The following is an 18,270-nucleotide window of genomic DNA, read 5'->3' on the forward strand; positions in this document are numbered from 1 at the left end:
GTTCCCCCTGATATCCTTACGACATAAAAAGATAACCTGGCGAGGTTACTTTATGCGCTAAGGAGTTGCAAGTGGTGGTCTATGCCGGTCAGGGCGACGCGCGCCGCTCGATGGCCCTGCTGTGGCGTACGCCCGGTCCCCCGGACGTGCGGACCGGGCCCGGACCCCGGCCCGCCCTGACCGTCGACCAGATCGTGGACGCCGCGATCGAGGTGGCCGACCGGGACGGGATGGCCGGGCTCTCCATGCGTGCGGTCGGCGAGCGGTTCGGTCGCACCGCCATGGCGCTCTACACCTACGTGCCGAGCAAGAGCGAACTGCTCGACCTCATGTACGACCGGGTGCACGCGGAGCTACCCACCGGGTACGACCAGATCGAAGGTTGGCGGGCGCCGCTCACCGCCTGGGCCGGCGACCTCTGGCGGTTCTACCTGCGCCACCCCTGGCTGCTCCAGGTGTCACAGGCCCGACCGGTACTCGGCCCGCACGAGTACGTCGTCCTGGAGACCCTCGTGCGCATCCTCTACCGGACCGGCCTGGACGCGAAGGCGCTGCGACGTACCGTCGGCACCCTGTTCCACTTCGTCCGCGGCACCGCCCAGACCGTCGCCGAGGCCCGACAGGCACAGGCCGCCACCGGGATGTCCGACGAGGACTGGTGGTACGCCCGATCCGCGCTGCTGGCGGAGGTCGCCCCCGACCTGGCGCAGCGGTTCCCGACGCTGACCCGGATGGAGAGCGACCAGGGGTTCCGGATGGACGACGAGACCGTGCCCTACCTGGAGCAGGAGGCGAGGGAGACCTTCGACTTCGGCCTCACCGTCCTCCTCGACGGCATCGAGGCCGCCACCGCCCGCGGGTAAGGAAGGGGCCCTTGTTATCGCTTTCGGTAGAGGAAGGGGCCCTTCCTCACCGCCGCACCGGAGCGCTGGTGAGGGAAAAGTGGTGGTGTGGGGGTGGGCGTACGGACGATCATCGCGCGGTGACGTCGATTCCAGGTGACATCCCGATCATGGCGGTACGCCCCGACGGCGAGGTCGCCCGCACGATCCTGCGCGCGTACTACGTCGACATCGTGGGCCGTTACCACGGCCGACCGGCGACCAGAGCCGAGGTCGACGCCGTGCTGGTGGACGAACCGAGCGACGACCTCACCCCGCCGCACGGTCTGTTCCTGGTGGCGACCGACGGGGTGCGGGCCGTCGGCTGCGCCGGCCTGCGTCTGTTGCCGGACGGTCTCGGCGAGGTCACCCGGGTCTTCGTCGCCGAGAGTGCCAGGCGGCGTGGCGTGGCGTCTCGGTTGCTCACCGAACTGGAGCGGGCCGCCCGGGGCGAGGGCCTGTCCCGGCTGCGCCTCGACACCCGGCACGACCTGGTCGAGGCCCGTCGGCTCTACGCCCGGCACGGGTACGTCGAGGTGGAGCGCTTCAACGACAGCCCGTACGCGGGGCACTGGTTCGCCAAGTCGCTCGGCTGATCCAGTTGGACATAGGACAGTGGTTCTTGTCCGGAAAATCCATCCATCGGTAAATAGTCATGTGACCCCGTCCTGATCATGGGTTGATGTTCGTCGCTGGTTCACCCACGGCCGGCACTTCCTTCGTAGCGTTCAGCGCCGTCCCGCTCGTGCCGCGAAGGTCAAGGAGATTCACCGTGGGTGCCGTACCTGCCGTCGACCTGCCCGACGTCAGCCGACCTGTCGAGCCACGGCGGGACTCCGCGAACGGCTGGACCGGTGCGGTCGACGTACTCGACGCGATCGAGGCGCGGGCGGACCGGAGCCCGACGGCGGTCGCCCTGGTCGACCCGACCGGCGAGCTGACCTACGCCGAGCTGCTCACCGAGGTCGACGGCCTGGCGGGTGCCCTCGCCGCAGCCGGGGTCGGCGTCGGGGACCTGGTCGGACTCTGCCTCGCCCGGGGCCGGGACGCGGTGGTGGCGATGCTCGCGGTGCTGCGGGCCGGCGCGGGCTACGTGCCGTTCGACCCCGGCTATCCGGCGGCCCGGCTGGCGTTCATGACCGAGCAGGTACGGCCCCGGCTGGTGCTCGTGCCCGCCGACGTCGATCCGCCGGTGCTGCCGGCCGGAACCACGGTGCTGCCGGTCGGCGCCCCGACCGGGTTCGTCGCGGCATCGACCGCGCGGGCGGCGGCCGAGGACCCCGCGTACGTCATCTTCACCTCCGGCTCCACCGGCCAGCCGAAGGGTGTGGTGCTGCCCCGCCGCGCGCTGGACCACTTCTGCGCGGCGGCGGTCGAACGGTACGCGCTCACTCCGGACGACCGGGTCCTCCAGTTCGCCTCGATCAGCTTCGACGCGAGCGTCGAGGAGATCTTCCCGCCGCTGGCCGCCGGTGCCACCGTGGTGATCCGCGACGAGGACATGATCAGCCGACCCGACCTCTTCCTGGACCGTTGCGCCGCGCTCGGCGTCACCGTGCTGGACCTGCCCACGGCGTACTGGCACGAGCTGGTCGGCGCGATCGACCGGGAGGAGGCCGTCCTGCCGGCGACGGTGCGGCTCGTGATCATCGGCGGGGAGGCGGCGCGGCCGTCGGCAGTGCTGCGCTGGCGAGACCGGGCCGACCCGGCGGTACGGCTGCTCAACACGTACGGTCCGACCGAGACGACGGTGGTCGCGACCGCCGCCGACCTGACCACCTGGGGCGGCGACGGTCCGGTGCCGATCGGGCACCCGCTGACGGGTGTCACCGCCCGGGTGCTCGACCCCGACGGTGTCCCGGTGCCGGTCGGCGAGGCCGGCGAACTCTCCGTCGGAGGTGCCGGTGTCGCCACCGGCTACCTGCGTCGTCCGGAGCTGACCGGGGAGCGCTTCGTTCCCGGTCCCGACGGCACGCCGGAGTACCGGACCGGTGACCGGGTCCGGCAGCTCGCCGACGGTCAACTGGAGTACCTGGGCCGGCTCGACCACCAGGTCAAGATCCGTGGGTTCCGGGTCGAGCTGGGGGAGATCGAGTCCGCGTTGCGCGACCTGCCCGGGATCACCGACGCCGTGGTCCTGGTCGACGAACGGACCGGGACGCCGAGACTGGTCGGCCACCTCACGGTCGACGACGGCACGCTCGACGCGGTCGCGGTACGCCGACAGCTAGCCGAGACCCTCCCCGGTTATCTCGTACCGGGCGCGTTCGTCGGCCACGCCCGCTTCCCGCTCACCCTCCAGGGCAAGGTCGACCGGATCGCACTGGCCGGGGTGGACGCTCCCGCGTCGCCGGTCGGTCCGGCTCCGGCCGAGCCGTCCCGCGATCCCGTCGTGGCGCGGATCGGCGGTCTCTGGGCCGACCTGCTCGGTGTTCCCGAGGTCACCGCGACCGAGGACTTCTTCTCCCTCGGCGCCGACTCCCTCGACGCGGTCCGGCTGATCAGCGCGCTCCGCCGCGAGTACGGCCTGGAACTCACCCTCGGCCGGCTCTACGCGGCACCGACCCTGGCCGAGTTGGCCGACCTGGTCCGGGCCACCGCCCCGGGGCCGACCACGGAGGCCGAACCGACGGCGGCGACCACGACCGGTACCCCGTCGGCCGCCACGGTCGGAGTTCCGGCGGTCGGCGACCCGGCCGGGCTGTCGCTCACCCCGCTGCAACGCGACTTCTGGATCGCCGAGCAGGTCTGCGCCGACCTGCCGGCGCACACGCTCGGCATCCGCTACCGGATGGCGGGCCGCGTCCGGGTCGAGATCCTCGCCGCCTGCCTGACCGAACTGGTCCGCCGGCACCCCGTACTCCGGGCCCGGTTCCCGCTCGACGGGGACGAACCCCGGATGGTGGTCGCGCCGTTCGGCACGCTCGAACTGGCCGAGGTCGACCTGCGCGACCTGCCACCGGAGGAGCGGGAGACCCGGGCCGAGGAGGCACGCCGGCAGGCCGTACGGGAACCGATCGACCTGGCCGACGGGCCGCTGGCCCGGGCGCTGCTGGTGCGTACCGGCGCGGACCACGACGAGCTGCTGCTCGTGGTCCACCACCTGGCCTTCGACGGCTGGTCGGTCGGGTTGTTCGGTGACGAACTCGCCGGGCTCTACCGGGACCTGTCGGCAGGCCGGGAGCCGGTACGGGTGCCGTCGCACCCGCTGCCGGACCTTGCCGCCCGGCGTCGGGCGTACGCCGACGACAGCTCGCTCACCGACTACTGGCGCGACCGGTTCGCCGACGCCGACCTGGACCTGGAACTGCCCGCCGACCGTCCCCGCCCGCCGGTGCGCTCGTTCGCCGCCGGCCGGGTCTGCCGGCCGCTCGACCCGGAGCTGGTCGAACGGCTGCGCGGGTGCGGGCGGGCGCAGCAGGCGAGCCTCTTCATGGTGGTGCTCGCCGGGCTCCAGTCGGTGCTGCTGCGCTACACCGGCCGCAGCGACGTGACCGTGCTGGCGCCGGTCGCCGGGCGGACCGCGCCGGAGCTGGAGTCGCTGGTCGGCCCGGTGCTCAACATCCTGCCGATCCGGGGCGACGTCGGCGGCGAGCCGAGCTTCGCCGAGTTGGTCCGCCGGGTACGGGAGTCGGTGGTCCGCGACCTGGACCACCAGGAACTGTCGTTGCCGGACATCATCGCGGCCACCCGGCGACCGGCGACCGGCAACCGCAACCGGCTCAGCGGGGTCATGCTCACGGTGCACAACACCCCCGCGCCCGGCACCGACACGGTCCGGTACGCCGGTGAGGTGGCCCCGGCGGCGACCATGGTGGACCTCGCGGTCGGGTTGGACTTCCCGGTCGACGGTCCGGTGCTGAGCGTCGACTACGCCACCGAACTCTTCGACGCCGAGCGGGTCGAGGCGTTGCTGGACCATCTGCTGACGCTCCTGGCGGCCGGAGCCGGGGCCCCGTCCACACCGGTCACCCGGCTGGCGCTGCTGACGCCGGCCGAGCGGCACCGGATCCTGCACGACTGGAACGACCACACGATGGAGGTGCCCGAGGCCGACGGCGTACACCAGCTCTTCGAGCGGTGCGCGGCGGCGACCCCGGACGCGCCGGCACTCACCCACGGCGCCACCACGGTCAGCTACCGGCAGCTCAACGGCCGGGCCAACCAGCTCGCGCGGCTGCTGCGTGAACGCGGCGTACGACCCGGCGCCCGGGTGGCGATCTGCCTCGACCGGGGGATCGAACTCTTCGTGGCGATGTGGGCCGTACTCAAGGCCGGTGGCGCGTACGTGCCGCTCGACCCGGCCTACCCGGCGGACCGGCTGCGTTACATGTTGACCGACAGTCGGTCACTGGCCCTGGTGACCCGGCTCGACCTGGCCGGCGCTCCGGCGGCACCGGACGGCGTGGCGGTGCTGGCGCTGGACCGCGACGCGTCCGAGGTCGACACCGCCGACGACGGCGACCTGCCGGTGGCGACCACGCCCGACGACCCGGCGTACGTGATCTACACCTCCGGCTCCACCGGGCGGGCCAAGGGCGTGGTGGTCAACCACGGCAACCTGGTGCACGCGGCGGTGATGTGGCAGCGCGCGTACCAGCTCGATCCGGGGTGGACCTACCAGCAGGCGGCCAGCTTCTCGTTCGACATGTTCGTCGGGGAGACGCTGCGTGCGCTCTGCACCGGCGGTCGGCTCGTGGTGGTGCCCCGGGAGGTGCTGCTCGATCCGGCCGACCTGTACGCCCTGATGCGCGACGAGCAGGTCAACTGCACCGAACTCGTGCCGGCGGTGCTGCGTACCCTGCTCGCCCACGTGGAGGCGGCGGGGGAGCGGCTGGACTTCGTCCGGTTGCTGATCGGCGGCGGCGAGAAGTGGCACGTCCGGGAGTACCAGCAGGCCCGGCACCTGGTCGGCGCCGGGAACCGGGTGGTGAACGCGTACGGCGTCACGGAGGTCACCGTCGACAACGTGTACTTCGACGGTGCCGTCGACACGCTGCCGTTGGACGCGCCGCTGCCGATCGGCCAGCCTTTTCCGAACAACCGGGTGTACGTGCTCGACGGGTACGGCGAGCCGGTGCCCGCGGGTGTGGTTGGTGAGTTGTACCTCGGTGGTGTCGGGGTCGCGCCCGGCTACCACGACCGGCCGGAGCTGACCGCCGAGCGGTTCGTCCCCGACCCGTTCGTGGACTCCGCCGCCGACCCGAGCGCCGGCCCGACCCAGGATCCGAGCGCCGGCCCGGCCCGGATGTACCGGACCGGGGACGCGGCGCGGTTCCACCGCGACGGCAACGTGGACTTCCTCGGCCGGCTCGACGACCAGGTCAAAATCAACGGCTATCGGGTGGAGCTGGGCGAGGTCGAGGCCGCCATCGGGGCCCTGCCCGGCGTGCTCGCCTGCGCCGCGGCCGTACACCCGCTGCCCTCCGGCATCGCCCAGCTCGTCGGTTACCTGGTGGCCCAGCCCGGCGTCGAGGTCACCGAGGCAGAGGTACGCGAGGCGCTCGCCGCCACCCTGCCGGTGCACATGGTGCCGGCCCGGGTGGTCCCGCTGCCGAAACTGCCGCTCACCCCGAACGGCAAGCTCGACCGGCGGGCCCTGCCCGCACCACCGGAGACGGGCGCCACACCCGGTGGAACGGCCCCGCGTACGGGCACCGAGCGGCAACTGGCCGCGATCTGGGCCGAGACACTCGGGATCGCCGAGATCGGCATCGACGACAGCTTCTTCTCCCTCGGCGGCGACTCGTTCACCGCACTGCGGCTGGTCCGGCGGATCGAACCGGCACCGACCCTGATCGAGCTGTACCAGCACCCGACCGTGCGTGCCCTCGCCGCCCTGCTGGACCAGCGCTCCGCCGGGCCGGACCGGCAGCCGGACCGGATGCTGCACCGGCTGACCCCGACCGACGCCGACCCGGCCACCGGTGGCGTGACCGTGGTCGCCGTCCCCTACTCCGGTGGCAGCGCCATCGCCTACCAGCCCCTCGCGGCGGCGCTGCCCGCCAACTGGGCGCTCTACGCGCTCGAACTGCCCGGCCACGACCAGAGCCGACCCGACGAGCCGTTGCTGCCCGGCACCGAGGTGGCGGCCCGGGTACTGCCCGAACTCCAGGAGATCACCGGACCGGTCCTGCTCTACGGGCACTGCCTCGGGGTCGCGGCCACCGTGGAACTCGCCCGACGGGCCGAGGAGGCCGGGGTCGAGCTGATCGGGGTCGGACTCGGCGCGGGCTTCCCCACCGCCCGGTTGCCCGGCCGGTTCTTCGACTGGTTCTACCGGCTGGTGCCGACCGACCGGTTCACCTCCGACCGGGAGTACCTCGCCTACCTCCGTGGCCGGGGCGGCTTCACCGACCTGGACCGCCCCGAGGACGAGGCGTTCGTGCTGCGCAACGTACGGCACGACGCGCGGGACGCCGAGGAGTACTTCACCGCCGACTACCGGGGCGAGGAGCCGACCAAGCTGAACGCCCCGGTGCTCAGCGTCGTCGGTGCCCGCGACCGGGTCACCGAGCACTACCTGGAGCGCCACCGCGAGTGGGAGCACTTCGCGGAAGAGGTCGACCTGGCGGTGCTGCCCAAGGCCGGTCACTTCTTCGTCCGTACCCACGCCGAACCGCTGGCCGGGGTGCTGGTGGAGCGGGCGCGGGGCTGGCTGGACCGTACCGCTGCGGGGCCGGCGCGCACACCGGCCGACGGCGGCGACGCGGCTGCCGTACCCGGACCGACCGTGGGCGCGGCGGAGCCGGCGGTCGCCGCCGGCCCCACGATCGGCGCGACCCGCGCGCCTCGGCAGCCGGCACCGAGCCTGTCCCGGTTCGCGTTGGTCGCGTTCGGTCAGTTCGTCTCGATGATCGGCAGTGGGCTGAGCACGTTGGTGCTGAGCATCTGGGTCTACCAGCAGACCGGCGCCATCACCGACTTCGCCGTGGTCAGCGCGGTCGGCATGCTGCCGGGAATCCTGGTCGGGCCGATCGCCGGTGCGGTCGCCGACCGGTGGGACCGGCGTCGGGTGATGCTCGCCAGCGACGCGGCGGCGGCGTGTGCGATGGGCGCGCTCGGCCTGTTGGTCTTCGGCGGTGGCCTGGAACTCTGGCAGGTCTACCTGGCGGTGTCGGTCACCTCGGTCGCCGGTGCCTTCCAACGACCCGCCTACCTGGCGGCGGTGGCCCAGTTGGTGCCGAAGCGGTATCTCGGGCACGCCAACGGCGTCAGCCAGCTCGGGGTCAACTTCGGATTGGTGTTCGCGCCGATGCTCGGCGCCGGGCTGATCGGTCTGATCGGGATCGACGGCGTGATCCTGCTGGACGTGGCGACGTTCGGTGTCGGCGTGACCACGCTGCTCCTGGTCCGCTTCCCGGATCTGATGTTCCGGCGGCGGGAGGAGACCTTCCGGACCGAGGTGGCCAACGGGTGGCGGTACATCGCTCGCCGGCCCGGACTCCGCGCCGCGCTGCGGTTCTTCGTCATCGACCACGCCTTCTACACGCTCGGTTTCGCGGTGATCACCCCCATGCTGCTGATCGAGCAGTCGCCGATCGCGCTCGGCATGGCGCTCTCCGCCGGTGGCCTCGGCGGACTCTGCGGCAGTCTGCTGATGGGACTCTGGGGCGGCACCGCCCGTCGGGCCAACGGAATGATCATTTTCATGGGGCTGGCCAGCCTCGCGATGGCGGTCGTCGGCATCGGCGCCAGCCCGGTCTTCGCGGTGGTCGGCATGTTCCTGCTGACCTTCGGCGAATCGGTCACCGAGGGGCACTGGATCGCACTGATTCAGAGCAAGGTCGGCTTCGAACTCCAGGGCCGGGTCCTCTCGATCTTCATCACGGTGATGATGCTGACCATGCCGCTGGGCTACCTGGTGGTCGGCCCGCTGGCCGACCGGTACGTCCAGCCCCTGCTCGAACCCGGTGGCGGTCTCGCCGACACGGTCGGCCACGTGCTCGGCACCGGGCCCGGCAGAGGTCTCGCCCTGCTGGTCGTCGTCAGCGGTCTGCTCCAACTCGCGTGGGCGGTACGCGGCTGGTTCAACCGACCACTGCGGCTGATCGAGGACCACCTGCCGGACGCGGTGCCACCAGCCGAGATCGGTGACCGGGACACCCTCCAGCGCGAGGCGGACGAACTGCTTCTCGCGGCCCGGAACTGAGCCACCCCCACCCGCCTCCCATCCGGCCACCCCGGACCCTCCTGAGGAGCCCCATGTCCATCGAGACCCTCGCCGACCTCGACGCACCGGTCGACGCGTACGGCACGCCACTGATCGACGCCACCGGCCTGGTGCCCGGCGTCCGGATCCTGATCAAGGACGAGACCAGGTACGCCTCCGGCAGCCACAAGGAACCGGCCGCCCGTGCCGTGGTCGCCCGTGCGATCGCCGACGGCTACCGGCACATCGTGGTCGCGACCTGCGGAAACTACGGACGGGCCATGGCGATGGCCTGCCGCGCCAGCGGGCTGACCTGCACCGTCGTGCTGCCGACCGGGTGGAGCGACGGCGGCGCCTTCATGCGGGCCGCCGGTGCCCGCGTACACCTCGTCCCCGGCAGCTACGAGGACGCGGTCGACGAGTCCCGCCGGCTCGCCGCCGAGGACGGCGCGGTCGACGGCAACGTCGACGGCCCGTACGTCGATGCGGTCTTCGAGGGACACGGGGTGGTGGTGCCGGCGCTGCGCGCGGTGCTGGGCGAACCGCCGGCCGCCCTCTGGATCCCGGTCGGCAACGGCACCACGATCATCGCGGTGCACCGGCGGCTTCGGGCGCTGGACTGGCCGACGGTGATCAACGGCGTCGGGTCGGCCGGCAACAACCCGGTGTTGACGAGCTGGCCGGGGGAGTACCGGATGCTCCCGCCGGACGGGGTCACCACCTCGGACCACAACCAGCCGCTGGTCAACTGGCACGCCCTCCAGGGACCGGAGGCGATGGCCGCGATCGCCGACACGGGTGGCGCGGCGTACGGCGTCGACGACCAACAACTCGTCGAGGCGCGTACCGCGCTCGCCGGCCATGGCGCGCACCCCACCGCCGCCGGTGCCGTCGCGCTGGCCGGACTGCTCGCCCGGGCGGCTGCCGTCGGCCTGACCCCGGGCACACACGTGGTGCTGCTCAGCGGTCGCTGAGCCGGACCCGCCGACCCACCACAGACCTCGATCAGCCACGCCAGGAGACGTGATGACCGTACTTGACGCAGTGTCCGGAGCCCGTACGTCCACAAGCCCGGCCCTGCTGTTCACCCGTACCCGAGTGTCCGGTGCCGACGAGCGGGTCTTCGTGGCCAAGCTGGTGGTGCTGGCCGTGCTCACCGCCGTCGGCGTGGTCCTGGCGCTGCGCCCGGAACCACTGCTGATCGTTGTCGGGGTGGTGCTGCTCGCGGCGATGTACACGCACGCGGTCGAGTTGCAGCACCAGTGCCTGCACCACTCGGCCTTCCGGAAGTCGTGGCCGCACCGGCTGGTCGGTGTGCCGTTGGGGTTGCCGCTGCTGGTGGTCTACAGCCACTACCGGTTGCGTCACCTCCAGCACCACCGCTACCTCGGTACGCCGCAGGACACCGAGTTCTTCGGTTTCGACACCCGTCAGCCGATCACCGTGGCCGCGCTGCTGCGCGGGCTGCTCGACTATCCGCGCCTCGGTTCGGTCGGGTGGGACGTGTTCCGGTCGGCCACCGGGCGCTGGAGTTACCAGTACGGCGCGGTCAGCCCGACCATGCGTCGGCGGATCGTCACCGAGCACCTCGTACTCGGCGTCGTCGTGCTGGCCGTGATCGGCCTGGCCCTGGCCGGGTACGGGGCGTACCCGCTGCGGCTCTGGGTTCTGCCGCTGCTGCTCGCGGTGCCGATGCACTTCCTCGTCGAACTGCCGGAACATCTGCTCTGCGAGACCGACACCACGGACGTGCTGCGTAACACCCGGTCGATCCGGGGTAGCTGGCTGAGCACCTGGTTCACCAACGGCAACAACCTGCACATCGAGCATCACGCGGCGATGACGGTGCCGATCAACCAGCTGCCGTCGCGGCACGAGGAGACCCGGCGTCTCGCGGTGAACGTCGAGCGGAGCTACGGCGATTTCTACCGCCTGCTCTGGCAGGAGCTGCGTCGTACCGATCGTCGCCCGGTGCAGACGGACTGAGTTCGGCACGCCGACGCCGACCAGGGGTCGGCGAGTGGGTCCGGCCCGGGGTCGTTTTCCCGGGCCGGACGCTTTGGCGGGCAGGGCCGGCCGGGCAGGGCCGGCCGGTGGTGGCTGGCGGGGCATCCTGCCGGGTCGGATTGAGTCTTTACAGCGACAATATTGCCCGAGAGAGGGAACCTGGCAGTGACAAGATGTGCCGGTGGGGGCGTATTCCTGTCGTACCGGGACGGCACGATCCGGTGATGTCGGTCCCTGCCACGCCCGTCGACACGGACAGTCCCGTCGAAGCGCGCAGGGGAGTAGGTAGGCTCGCGGGCAGCGCCGGCCGGGCCGACGACGATCATGCCGTGCCGCGGCGTGGAGAACGCACTTCTGGGAGTTCAGCTCGTTGACTGCACAGCCTGAGATTCTGTACGGGGCCGATGACCTCACCCATCTGGAAGGCCTCGACGCCGTCCGGAAACGACCCGGCATGTACATCGGGTCGACCGACAGCCGTGGCGTGGGTCACCTGCTCAACGAGATCCTCGACAACTCCACCGACGAGGGCGTCGCCGGTCATGCCACCCGGGTCGAGGTCACCCTGCACGCCGACGGTTCGGTGCAGGTGGACGACGACGGCCGGGGGATTCCGACCGACCTGCACGCCAGGTCCGGGCTCTCCGGTGTCGAACTGGTGCTGACCCGGCTGCACGCGGGCGGCAAGTTCGGTGGTTCCGGCTACAAGACCTCCGGTGGTCTGCACGGCGTGGGCGCCTCTGCGGTCAACGCGCTCTCCCGGCGGTTCGACGTCACCGTCCAGCGGGGCGGACAGATCCACCAGATGTCGTTCCAGCACGGCGTTCCGGGGGTCTTCGACGGCGCCGGGCCGGAGAGCGTCTTCAGCCGGCAACCGGGGTTGCGGCCGGTCGGCCGGATGAAGCGGGGCGCCTCCACCGGCACCTCCATCCGCTACTGGTACGACGCCCGCTACTTCGAGACCGGGGCGGCACTCGACGTCGACGCCGTCCGGACCAAGCTGCGCAACACCGCGTTCCTGGTTCCCGGCGTCACCTATGTGCTGCAGGACAACACCGCCGACGAACCCACCCTGGAGACGTTCCACTTCCCGCAGGGCCTCACCGACATGGTGGACTTCCTCGCCCCGGCCGGCGACAAGCCCGTCTCCGGGACCCTCCTGATCGTCGGCGAGGGGAACTACCGGGAGAACGCCGCCGACGAACACGGCGTGATGCAGAGCAATGTCGAGCGTCGGGCCGAGGTGGAGGTCGCGCTCCAGTGGGGCACGGGCTACGAGCGGACGGTGGAGTGCTTCACCAACACGATCCGTAACGTGCACGGCGGCACCCACCGCAAGGGTTTCGAGCGCGGTGCCGTACGGGCGCTGACGGCCGCGATCCGCAACACCCGTGGCCTGCTCAAGCCGAAGGAGGACGCGCCGATCCTCGATGACGTGCTCGAAGGCATGACCGTCGTCGTGCACGTACGGATTCCCGAGCCGCAGTTCACCTCGCAGACCAAGGACGAACTCTCCACCGCGCCGGTCACCAAGGTGGTCCAGAACGTGGTCGAGCAGCAGCTCAAGACCTGGCTGGAGGACCGGCGGACCAAGGCCGAGGCGCGTACCGTCCTGCAGAAGATCGTCGACGCGGCCCGGGTCCGGCTGACCCAGAAGCAGCAGAAGGACGCCGCCCGGCGCAAGACCGCCCTGGAGGGCGCGTCGATGCCACCGAAGCTGGTGGACTGCCGGTCGACCGGGGTCGCCCGCAGTGAGCTGTTCATCGTGGAGGGTGACAGTGCGCTGGGCACCGCCCGGTTGGCCCGCTCCTCGGAGTACCAGGCCCTGTTGCCGATCCGAGGCAAGATCCTCAACGTGCAGAAGGCCAGCCTCCAGCAGGTCCTGGACAACGCCGAGTGCTCGGCGATCGTCCAGGTGCTCGGTGCCGGCTCGGGTCGTACCTTCGACCTGGAAGCACTCCGGTACGGCCGCATCATGATCATGGCGGACGCCGACGTGGACGGCTCGCACATCCGTACCCTGCTGATCACACTCTTCGCCAAGTACATGCGGCCGGTGATCGAGGCCGGTCGGCTCTACGCGGCGGTGCCCCCGCTGCACAAGGTGAGCACGAAGGGCCGGAGTCCGGAGACGGTCTACACCTACACCCAGGCCGAGATGTCGAGCACCGTGGCCCGGTTGGAGAAGGCGGGCAAGCAGGTCGTCACCCCGATCCCCCGGTTCAAGGGGCTCGGTGAGATGGACGCCGACGAACTGTGGGACACCACGATGAACCCGGCGAGCCGGGCCGTACGCCGGATCACCCTCGATGACGCCTCGGCCGCAGAGGAAGTGCTGGAACTGCTGATGGGGGAGAAGGTCGAGCCTCGCAAGAACTGGCTCATCGACTCCGCCAGCCGGGTCGACCAGGAGACCATCGACACGTGAGCACCGGAGCCGGTCGCCTCGTCGCCGGCTCGCCTCGCCCGGGTCCAAGTCGTTTCAGTGGCCGGTGGACCGGCCGACGAATGGAAGTGAGCACGTAGTCATGGCACGCCGTACCGGCAATCCGCAGCGGGTCGACCTCTCCGCCTTCGACCAGGCGGGCGCGCGGGTGATCGACAATCCGCTCGCCACCGAGGTCGAGGACTCCTACCTGGAGTACGCGTTCTCGGTTATCCATTCCCGGGCGCTGCCGGACGCGCGCGACGGCCTCAAGCCGGTGCACCGGCGGATCCTCTTCTCGATGAGCGAGCAGGGCTACCGGCCCGACCGTGGTCACGTGAAGTCGGCCCGCGTCGTCGGTGACGTGATGGGTAAGTACCACCCACACGGCGACACTGCGATCTACGACGCGATGGTGCGCCTGGCGCAGAGTTTCTCCCTGAACGTTCCCCTGATCGACGGCCACGGCAACTTCGGCTCGCCGGACGACGGGCCGGCGGCGGCCCGGTACACCGAGGCGCGGATGTCGCGCGAGGCGATGCTGCTGGTCGGCGAACTCGGCGAGGGCACGGTCGACTTCCGGCCGAACTACGACGGGTCGCTCTCCGAGCCGAGCGTGTTGCCGGCGGCGTTCCCGAACCTGCTGGTCAACGGCACCTCGGGGATCGCGGTCGGAATGGCCACCAACATGATCCCGCACAACCTCGGCGAGGTGGTCGCGGCGGCCCGTTGGCTGATTCGGCACCCGGACGCGTCGCTGGACAAGCTGATGGAGTTCGTCCCCGGCCCCGACCTGCCGACCGGCGGCCTGCTGCTCGGGTTGGACGAGGTACGCAAGGCGTACGAGACCGGCCGTGGGGTGGTCCGGATGCGCGGTCGGGTGACGATCGGCCCGCTTGAGGGGAGCCGGGGCCGGCAGGCGATCACCGTCACCGAACTGCCCTACGGGGTCGGGGCGGAAAAGGTCATCGAGGCGATCACGGACGAGGTCCGGGGCAAGGCGATCACCTCCGGGCCGCGCAAGGGGCAGCGCCAGCCGGCGCGTTTGCAGGGCATCGCCGACGTGAAGGACCTGACCGACCGGGAGAACGGCACGCGTCTGGTCATCGAGTGCAAGGTCGGCGTGAACCCGCAGGCGCTGCTGGCCGACCTCTACCGGCTGACCCCGCTGGAGCAGTCGTTCGGCGTGAACAACCTGGTCCTGGTGGACGGGCAGCCGCAGACCCTCGGCCTGAAGGCGCTGCTGGAGGTGTTCCTCGCCCACCGCTACCAGGTGGTGACCCGTCGTACGGCGTATCGACGGCGCAAGCGGCAGGACCGGCTGCACCTGGTCGACGGTCTGCTGATCGCGCTGCTGGACATCGACGAGGTGGTCCGCCTGATCCGGGGCAGTGACAACGCCCAGGCGGCCCGGGACGCGCTGATGGCCAGGTTCGCGCTCTCCGAGATCCAGGCGACCTACATCCTCGACACGCCGCTGCGCCGGCTGACCCGGTTCGACCGGATCGAGTTGGAGGCCGAGCGGGACCAGTTGCGCGCCGAGATCGCCGAACTGTCGGCGATCCTCGACGACGAGAGTGTGCTGCGCCGGGTGGTCTCGGACGAGTTGGCCAAGGTGGTGAAGGACTTCTCGACCGAGCGGCGTACGACGCTGGTCGACGGGGACCTCAAGGAGGTGCTCGCCGCGTCCGTACCGGCCGGTCCGCTGGAGGTCGCCGACGACCCGTGCCAGGTGATTCTCTCCGCGACCGGGCTGGTCGCCCGGACCGCGGCGGAGTCGGAGGAGGCGTCCGAGGGGCGCCGCCGCAACGGTCGGACCAAGCACGACGCGATCCGGGCGGTGGTCCGAACCACCGCCCGTGGCCAGGTGCTCCTGGTCACCAGCGCGGGCCGGGCGTTCAAGACCGATGTCCTGCCACTGCCGGTCCTGCCGGAGCAGGCCGGCACGGTGTCGGTCAGCGGCGGCATGTCCGTCGCGGAACTGGTCTCGCTGCACCCGGGCGAGACCGTCGTCGGGCTGGCGCCACTGGGCGAACAGGGAACCGGTTCGCCGGGGCTCGCACTCGGCACCCGGCAGGGCGTGGTGAAGGTCTGCGCACCGGAGTGGCCGGTACGCGCCGACGAGTTCGAGGTGATCGGCCTTCGTGAGGGCGACGAGGTGGTCGGTGCCACCTGGCTCGGCGACGGAACGGAGAGTCTCACCTTCGTGACCTCGGACGCTTCGCTGCTGCGCTTCGCGGCGTCGCTGGTGCGTCCGCAGGGTCTCAAGGGCGGTGGCATGGCCGGCGTGAATCTGGCGGCCGGCGCCCAGGTCCTGTTCTTCGGCGCGGTCCGCACCGAGGATCCGGAGCACGGTGAGCCGATGGTGGTGACCAGCACCGGCAGTGGTGTGAAGGTCACGCCGTTCGCGCTCTACCCGGCGAAGGGCCGGGCCACCGGTGGGGTGCGTGCGCAGCGGTTCCTCAAGGGCGAGACCAGGCTGGTTGTGGCCTGGGTCGGCCCGCGTCCGGTCGGTGCGGGCAAGCGTGGGGAGCCGCTGGCGTTGCCGGAACCCGACGACCGGCGGGACGGTTCCGGGGCCGCCATCTTCGGTCCCGACCTGGTGGGGCACCTGATCGAACGGGGATGACCAGGCGACGCTGATCCGGGGGTATCCCGCCGGAGGCGTCTTGACCTGCGAAGTCGTACGAAGGATGAACGGCGCGCGTCGGGCTCTGCCCACGCGCGCCGTTTTCGTGGAGCCGTTGTCGTCGGGGTTGCGTCGGGTCGGCGCCGATCCGGTCTGGAAGCTGATCCACCGGGCGACAATCTCGGTTATTTTCGCTAGTCGGGCAAAGCGCCTGAATCGATGTCACCGGCGGCTCATCCCGGCCGGTCCCACCGGCAAAGGGTGTTGTCGGCGTCTGCTGCGTCGGTCGAATAATCGCATCTGACCAAATTGGACTGATTCCGTGTTGGCGGCAATGTAAGCCTTACCCGACAATCAGTTGCACGCCAGGACTTCTTCTACTCTCGGCCCCCAAACTCTGCCGGATGTGCCTCTAGCGGATTGGGTATGCCGGCCGTATCCTGCTCCCGGCGCGTAACGCGTTGCGTCATACGGGGAGGATAAGAGGATGTCGAGCTGGCCGACAATGGGCCAGGATACGGTGAAGCCGCCTGCGGCTGACGTTTCCGTGCAGTCGATGTCGGTGCCTGGTTACCAGGCCGCCATCGACGATGTCGGTGGCCAACAGAGGCTTCCCGGTCCCCGTGTGAGTGACGAGCAGCAGACGCCCGTGCAGGAGCATCTGCCGAACGCGTCCACGGCCGTGCTGCCCTACGTGAGTTCCCGTGCCTCCAAGAAGACCCGGGGGCTGCGAGCCTGGATGCTCACCGCGCCGGCCGACCTGGTGGCGTTGCTGGCGCCGCTGCTGCTCACCGCCGACTACTGGCGTGGCACCCTGTTCGCGGCGGCATTGACCATCGTGATCTTCGCGGCGGGCGGACTCTACCGGGCCCGCCGACACGTGAGCATCCTCGACGAGTTGCCGAGCATCTGCGGGCGACTGCTGGCCTCGGCCGGCATCGTGGCGGTGGTCGCGGCGGCACGCCACGACTCGCTCGGGTATCTGGTCGACTTCATGCACGGCGTGGCTCTCTCCGCCGTTCTGGTCATCGTCGGGCGTGCGATCACCCGCAAGCTCGCGATCGTGGCGCGTAAGCGGCGGTGGGCCGAGCACAACGCCATCATCGTCGGTGGCGGTCCGATCGCCCTTGAGCTCGCACGGTTGTTGCGTCGCTACCCGCAGTACGGTCTTCGTTACGCCGGTTGTGTGGACGTCGAGTTGCGCAACGACCCGGGCGCACCACCACTCATCGGAACGTTGAACGACCTTGAGAAGCTGATCGACATCGTCGAGTGTGACGTGCTCATCATCGCCGACGTCAACGCCTCCGAGTCCAGCGTCATGGAGGTCCTGCGGCAGCCGAGCGCGGCGAATTGTGATCTCTGGGCGGTGCCGCGGTTGTGGGGCTCCCGGTCGTACGCCGGACTGCCCGACCACATCGGCGCCATTCCGGTGGTGCAGATCCGGCACACCACCCTGTCCGGTCCGAGATGGGCGATCAAGCGGGCCTCGGACATCTTCTTCGCGTCCCTCGCGCTCATCGTCCTGAGCCCGATCCTGCTGCTCTGCGCGATCGCCACGTTCCTTGACGGCGGTCGTGGGATCTTCTTCTACCAGGAGCGGATCGGTCGGTACGGCGAGCCGTTCAAGGTGATTAAGTTCCGTTCGATGCGTCCGGTGAACGAGCAGGAATCACAGACGAACTGGTCGATCGCCGACGACCGGCGGGTCAGCCCGATCGGTCGCTTCATGCGCCGTACGTCGCTGGACGAGCTGCCCCAGCTCTGGAACATTCTGCGCGGCGACATGACGGTGGTCGGCCCGCGGCCGGAGCGCCCCTTCTTTGTCGAGAAGTTCTCCGCCGAACACCCCGACTACGCCATGCGCCACCGGGTGCCTGTCGGGTTGACCGGTCTCGCGCAGGTCAGCGGCTTGCGTGGAGACACCCCGATCTCCGACCGCGCGCGGTTCGACAACTACTACATCGAGAACTGGTCGCTCTGGCTGGACATCAAGGTCGTGCTCCGCACGGTCGCCGAGGTGTTCCGGGGCGGCGGCCGGTAACTTTCCCGGCCGACGCGTCGGGTAACCGAAGCGGTCCGGCTGGACGTATCGAACGCCGGGCCACCGTGTGGTGGCCCGGCGTTCTGTCGTATCGGCGGTCGCAAACCATCAATGCGACGACATGAGTCTCTT

8 protein-coding genes are annotated in these 18,270 nt (G+C 70.5%); all 8 read left to right on the forward strand.

Annotated elements, in window-relative coordinates; translation table 11 throughout:
* Positions 1 to 71: 71 nt before the first annotated feature.
* A complete protein-coding gene (locus ACIBF5_RS11530; RefSeq protein ID WP_396810560.1) occupies positions 72 to 863 on the forward strand; it encodes a TetR/AcrR family transcriptional regulator in 792 nt (263 codons plus the stop codon).
* Positions 864 to 982: 119 nt separating this feature from the next.
* Positions 983 to 1,477 (forward strand): GNAT family N-acetyltransferase, encoded by a 495-nt coding sequence (locus tag ACIBF5_RS11535; protein ID WP_396810562.1) that lies wholly within the window; start codon positions 983 to 985, stop codon positions 1,475 to 1,477.
* Between the two features lie 176 nt (positions 1,478 to 1,653).
* Positions 1,654 to 9,033, forward strand: coding sequence for an amino acid adenylation domain-containing protein (locus ACIBF5_RS11540; protein WP_396810564.1), 7,380 nt, complete (start codon positions 1,654 to 1,656; stop codon positions 9,031 to 9,033).
* 53 nt (positions 9,034 to 9,086) lie between these two features.
* The gene (locus tag ACIBF5_RS11545; RefSeq protein WP_396810565.1) at positions 9,087 to 10,007 is read left to right on the forward strand and encodes a pyridoxal-phosphate dependent enzyme; all 921 of its coding nucleotides are present in this window, start codon (positions 9,087 to 9,089) and stop codon (positions 10,005 to 10,007) included.
* A 52-nt stretch (positions 10,008 to 10,059) separates the two neighbouring features.
* Positions 10,060 to 11,019, forward strand: coding sequence for a fatty acid desaturase family protein (locus ACIBF5_RS11550; protein ID WP_396810567.1), 960 nt, complete (start codon positions 10,060 to 10,062; stop codon positions 11,017 to 11,019).
* A gap of 391 nt (positions 11,020 to 11,410) precedes the next feature.
* Complete coding sequence (locus ACIBF5_RS11555; RefSeq protein WP_396810569.1) at positions 11,411 to 13,468, forward strand: type IIA DNA topoisomerase subunit B; 2,058 nt, start codon at positions 11,411 to 11,413, stop codon at positions 13,466 to 13,468.
* A 100-nt stretch (positions 13,469 to 13,568) separates the two neighbouring features.
* Complete coding sequence (locus ACIBF5_RS11560; RefSeq protein ID WP_396810571.1) at positions 13,569 to 16,094, forward strand: DNA topoisomerase (ATP-hydrolyzing) subunit A; 2,526 nt, start codon at positions 13,569 to 13,571, stop codon at positions 16,092 to 16,094.
* 625 nt (positions 16,095 to 16,719) lie between these two features.
* Positions 16,720 to 18,138: a sugar transferase gene (locus ACIBF5_RS11565; protein ID WP_396810573.1), complete on the forward strand. Its 1,419-nt coding sequence runs from the start codon at positions 16,720 to 16,722 to the stop codon at positions 18,136 to 18,138.
* Positions 18,139 to 18,270 lie beyond the last annotated feature (132 nt).

It is taken from the genome of Micromonospora sp. NPDC050417 (genome assembly GCF_044458865.1).
Taxonomy (GTDB): Bacteria; Actinomycetota; Actinomycetes; order Mycobacteriales; family Micromonosporaceae; genus Micromonospora_G.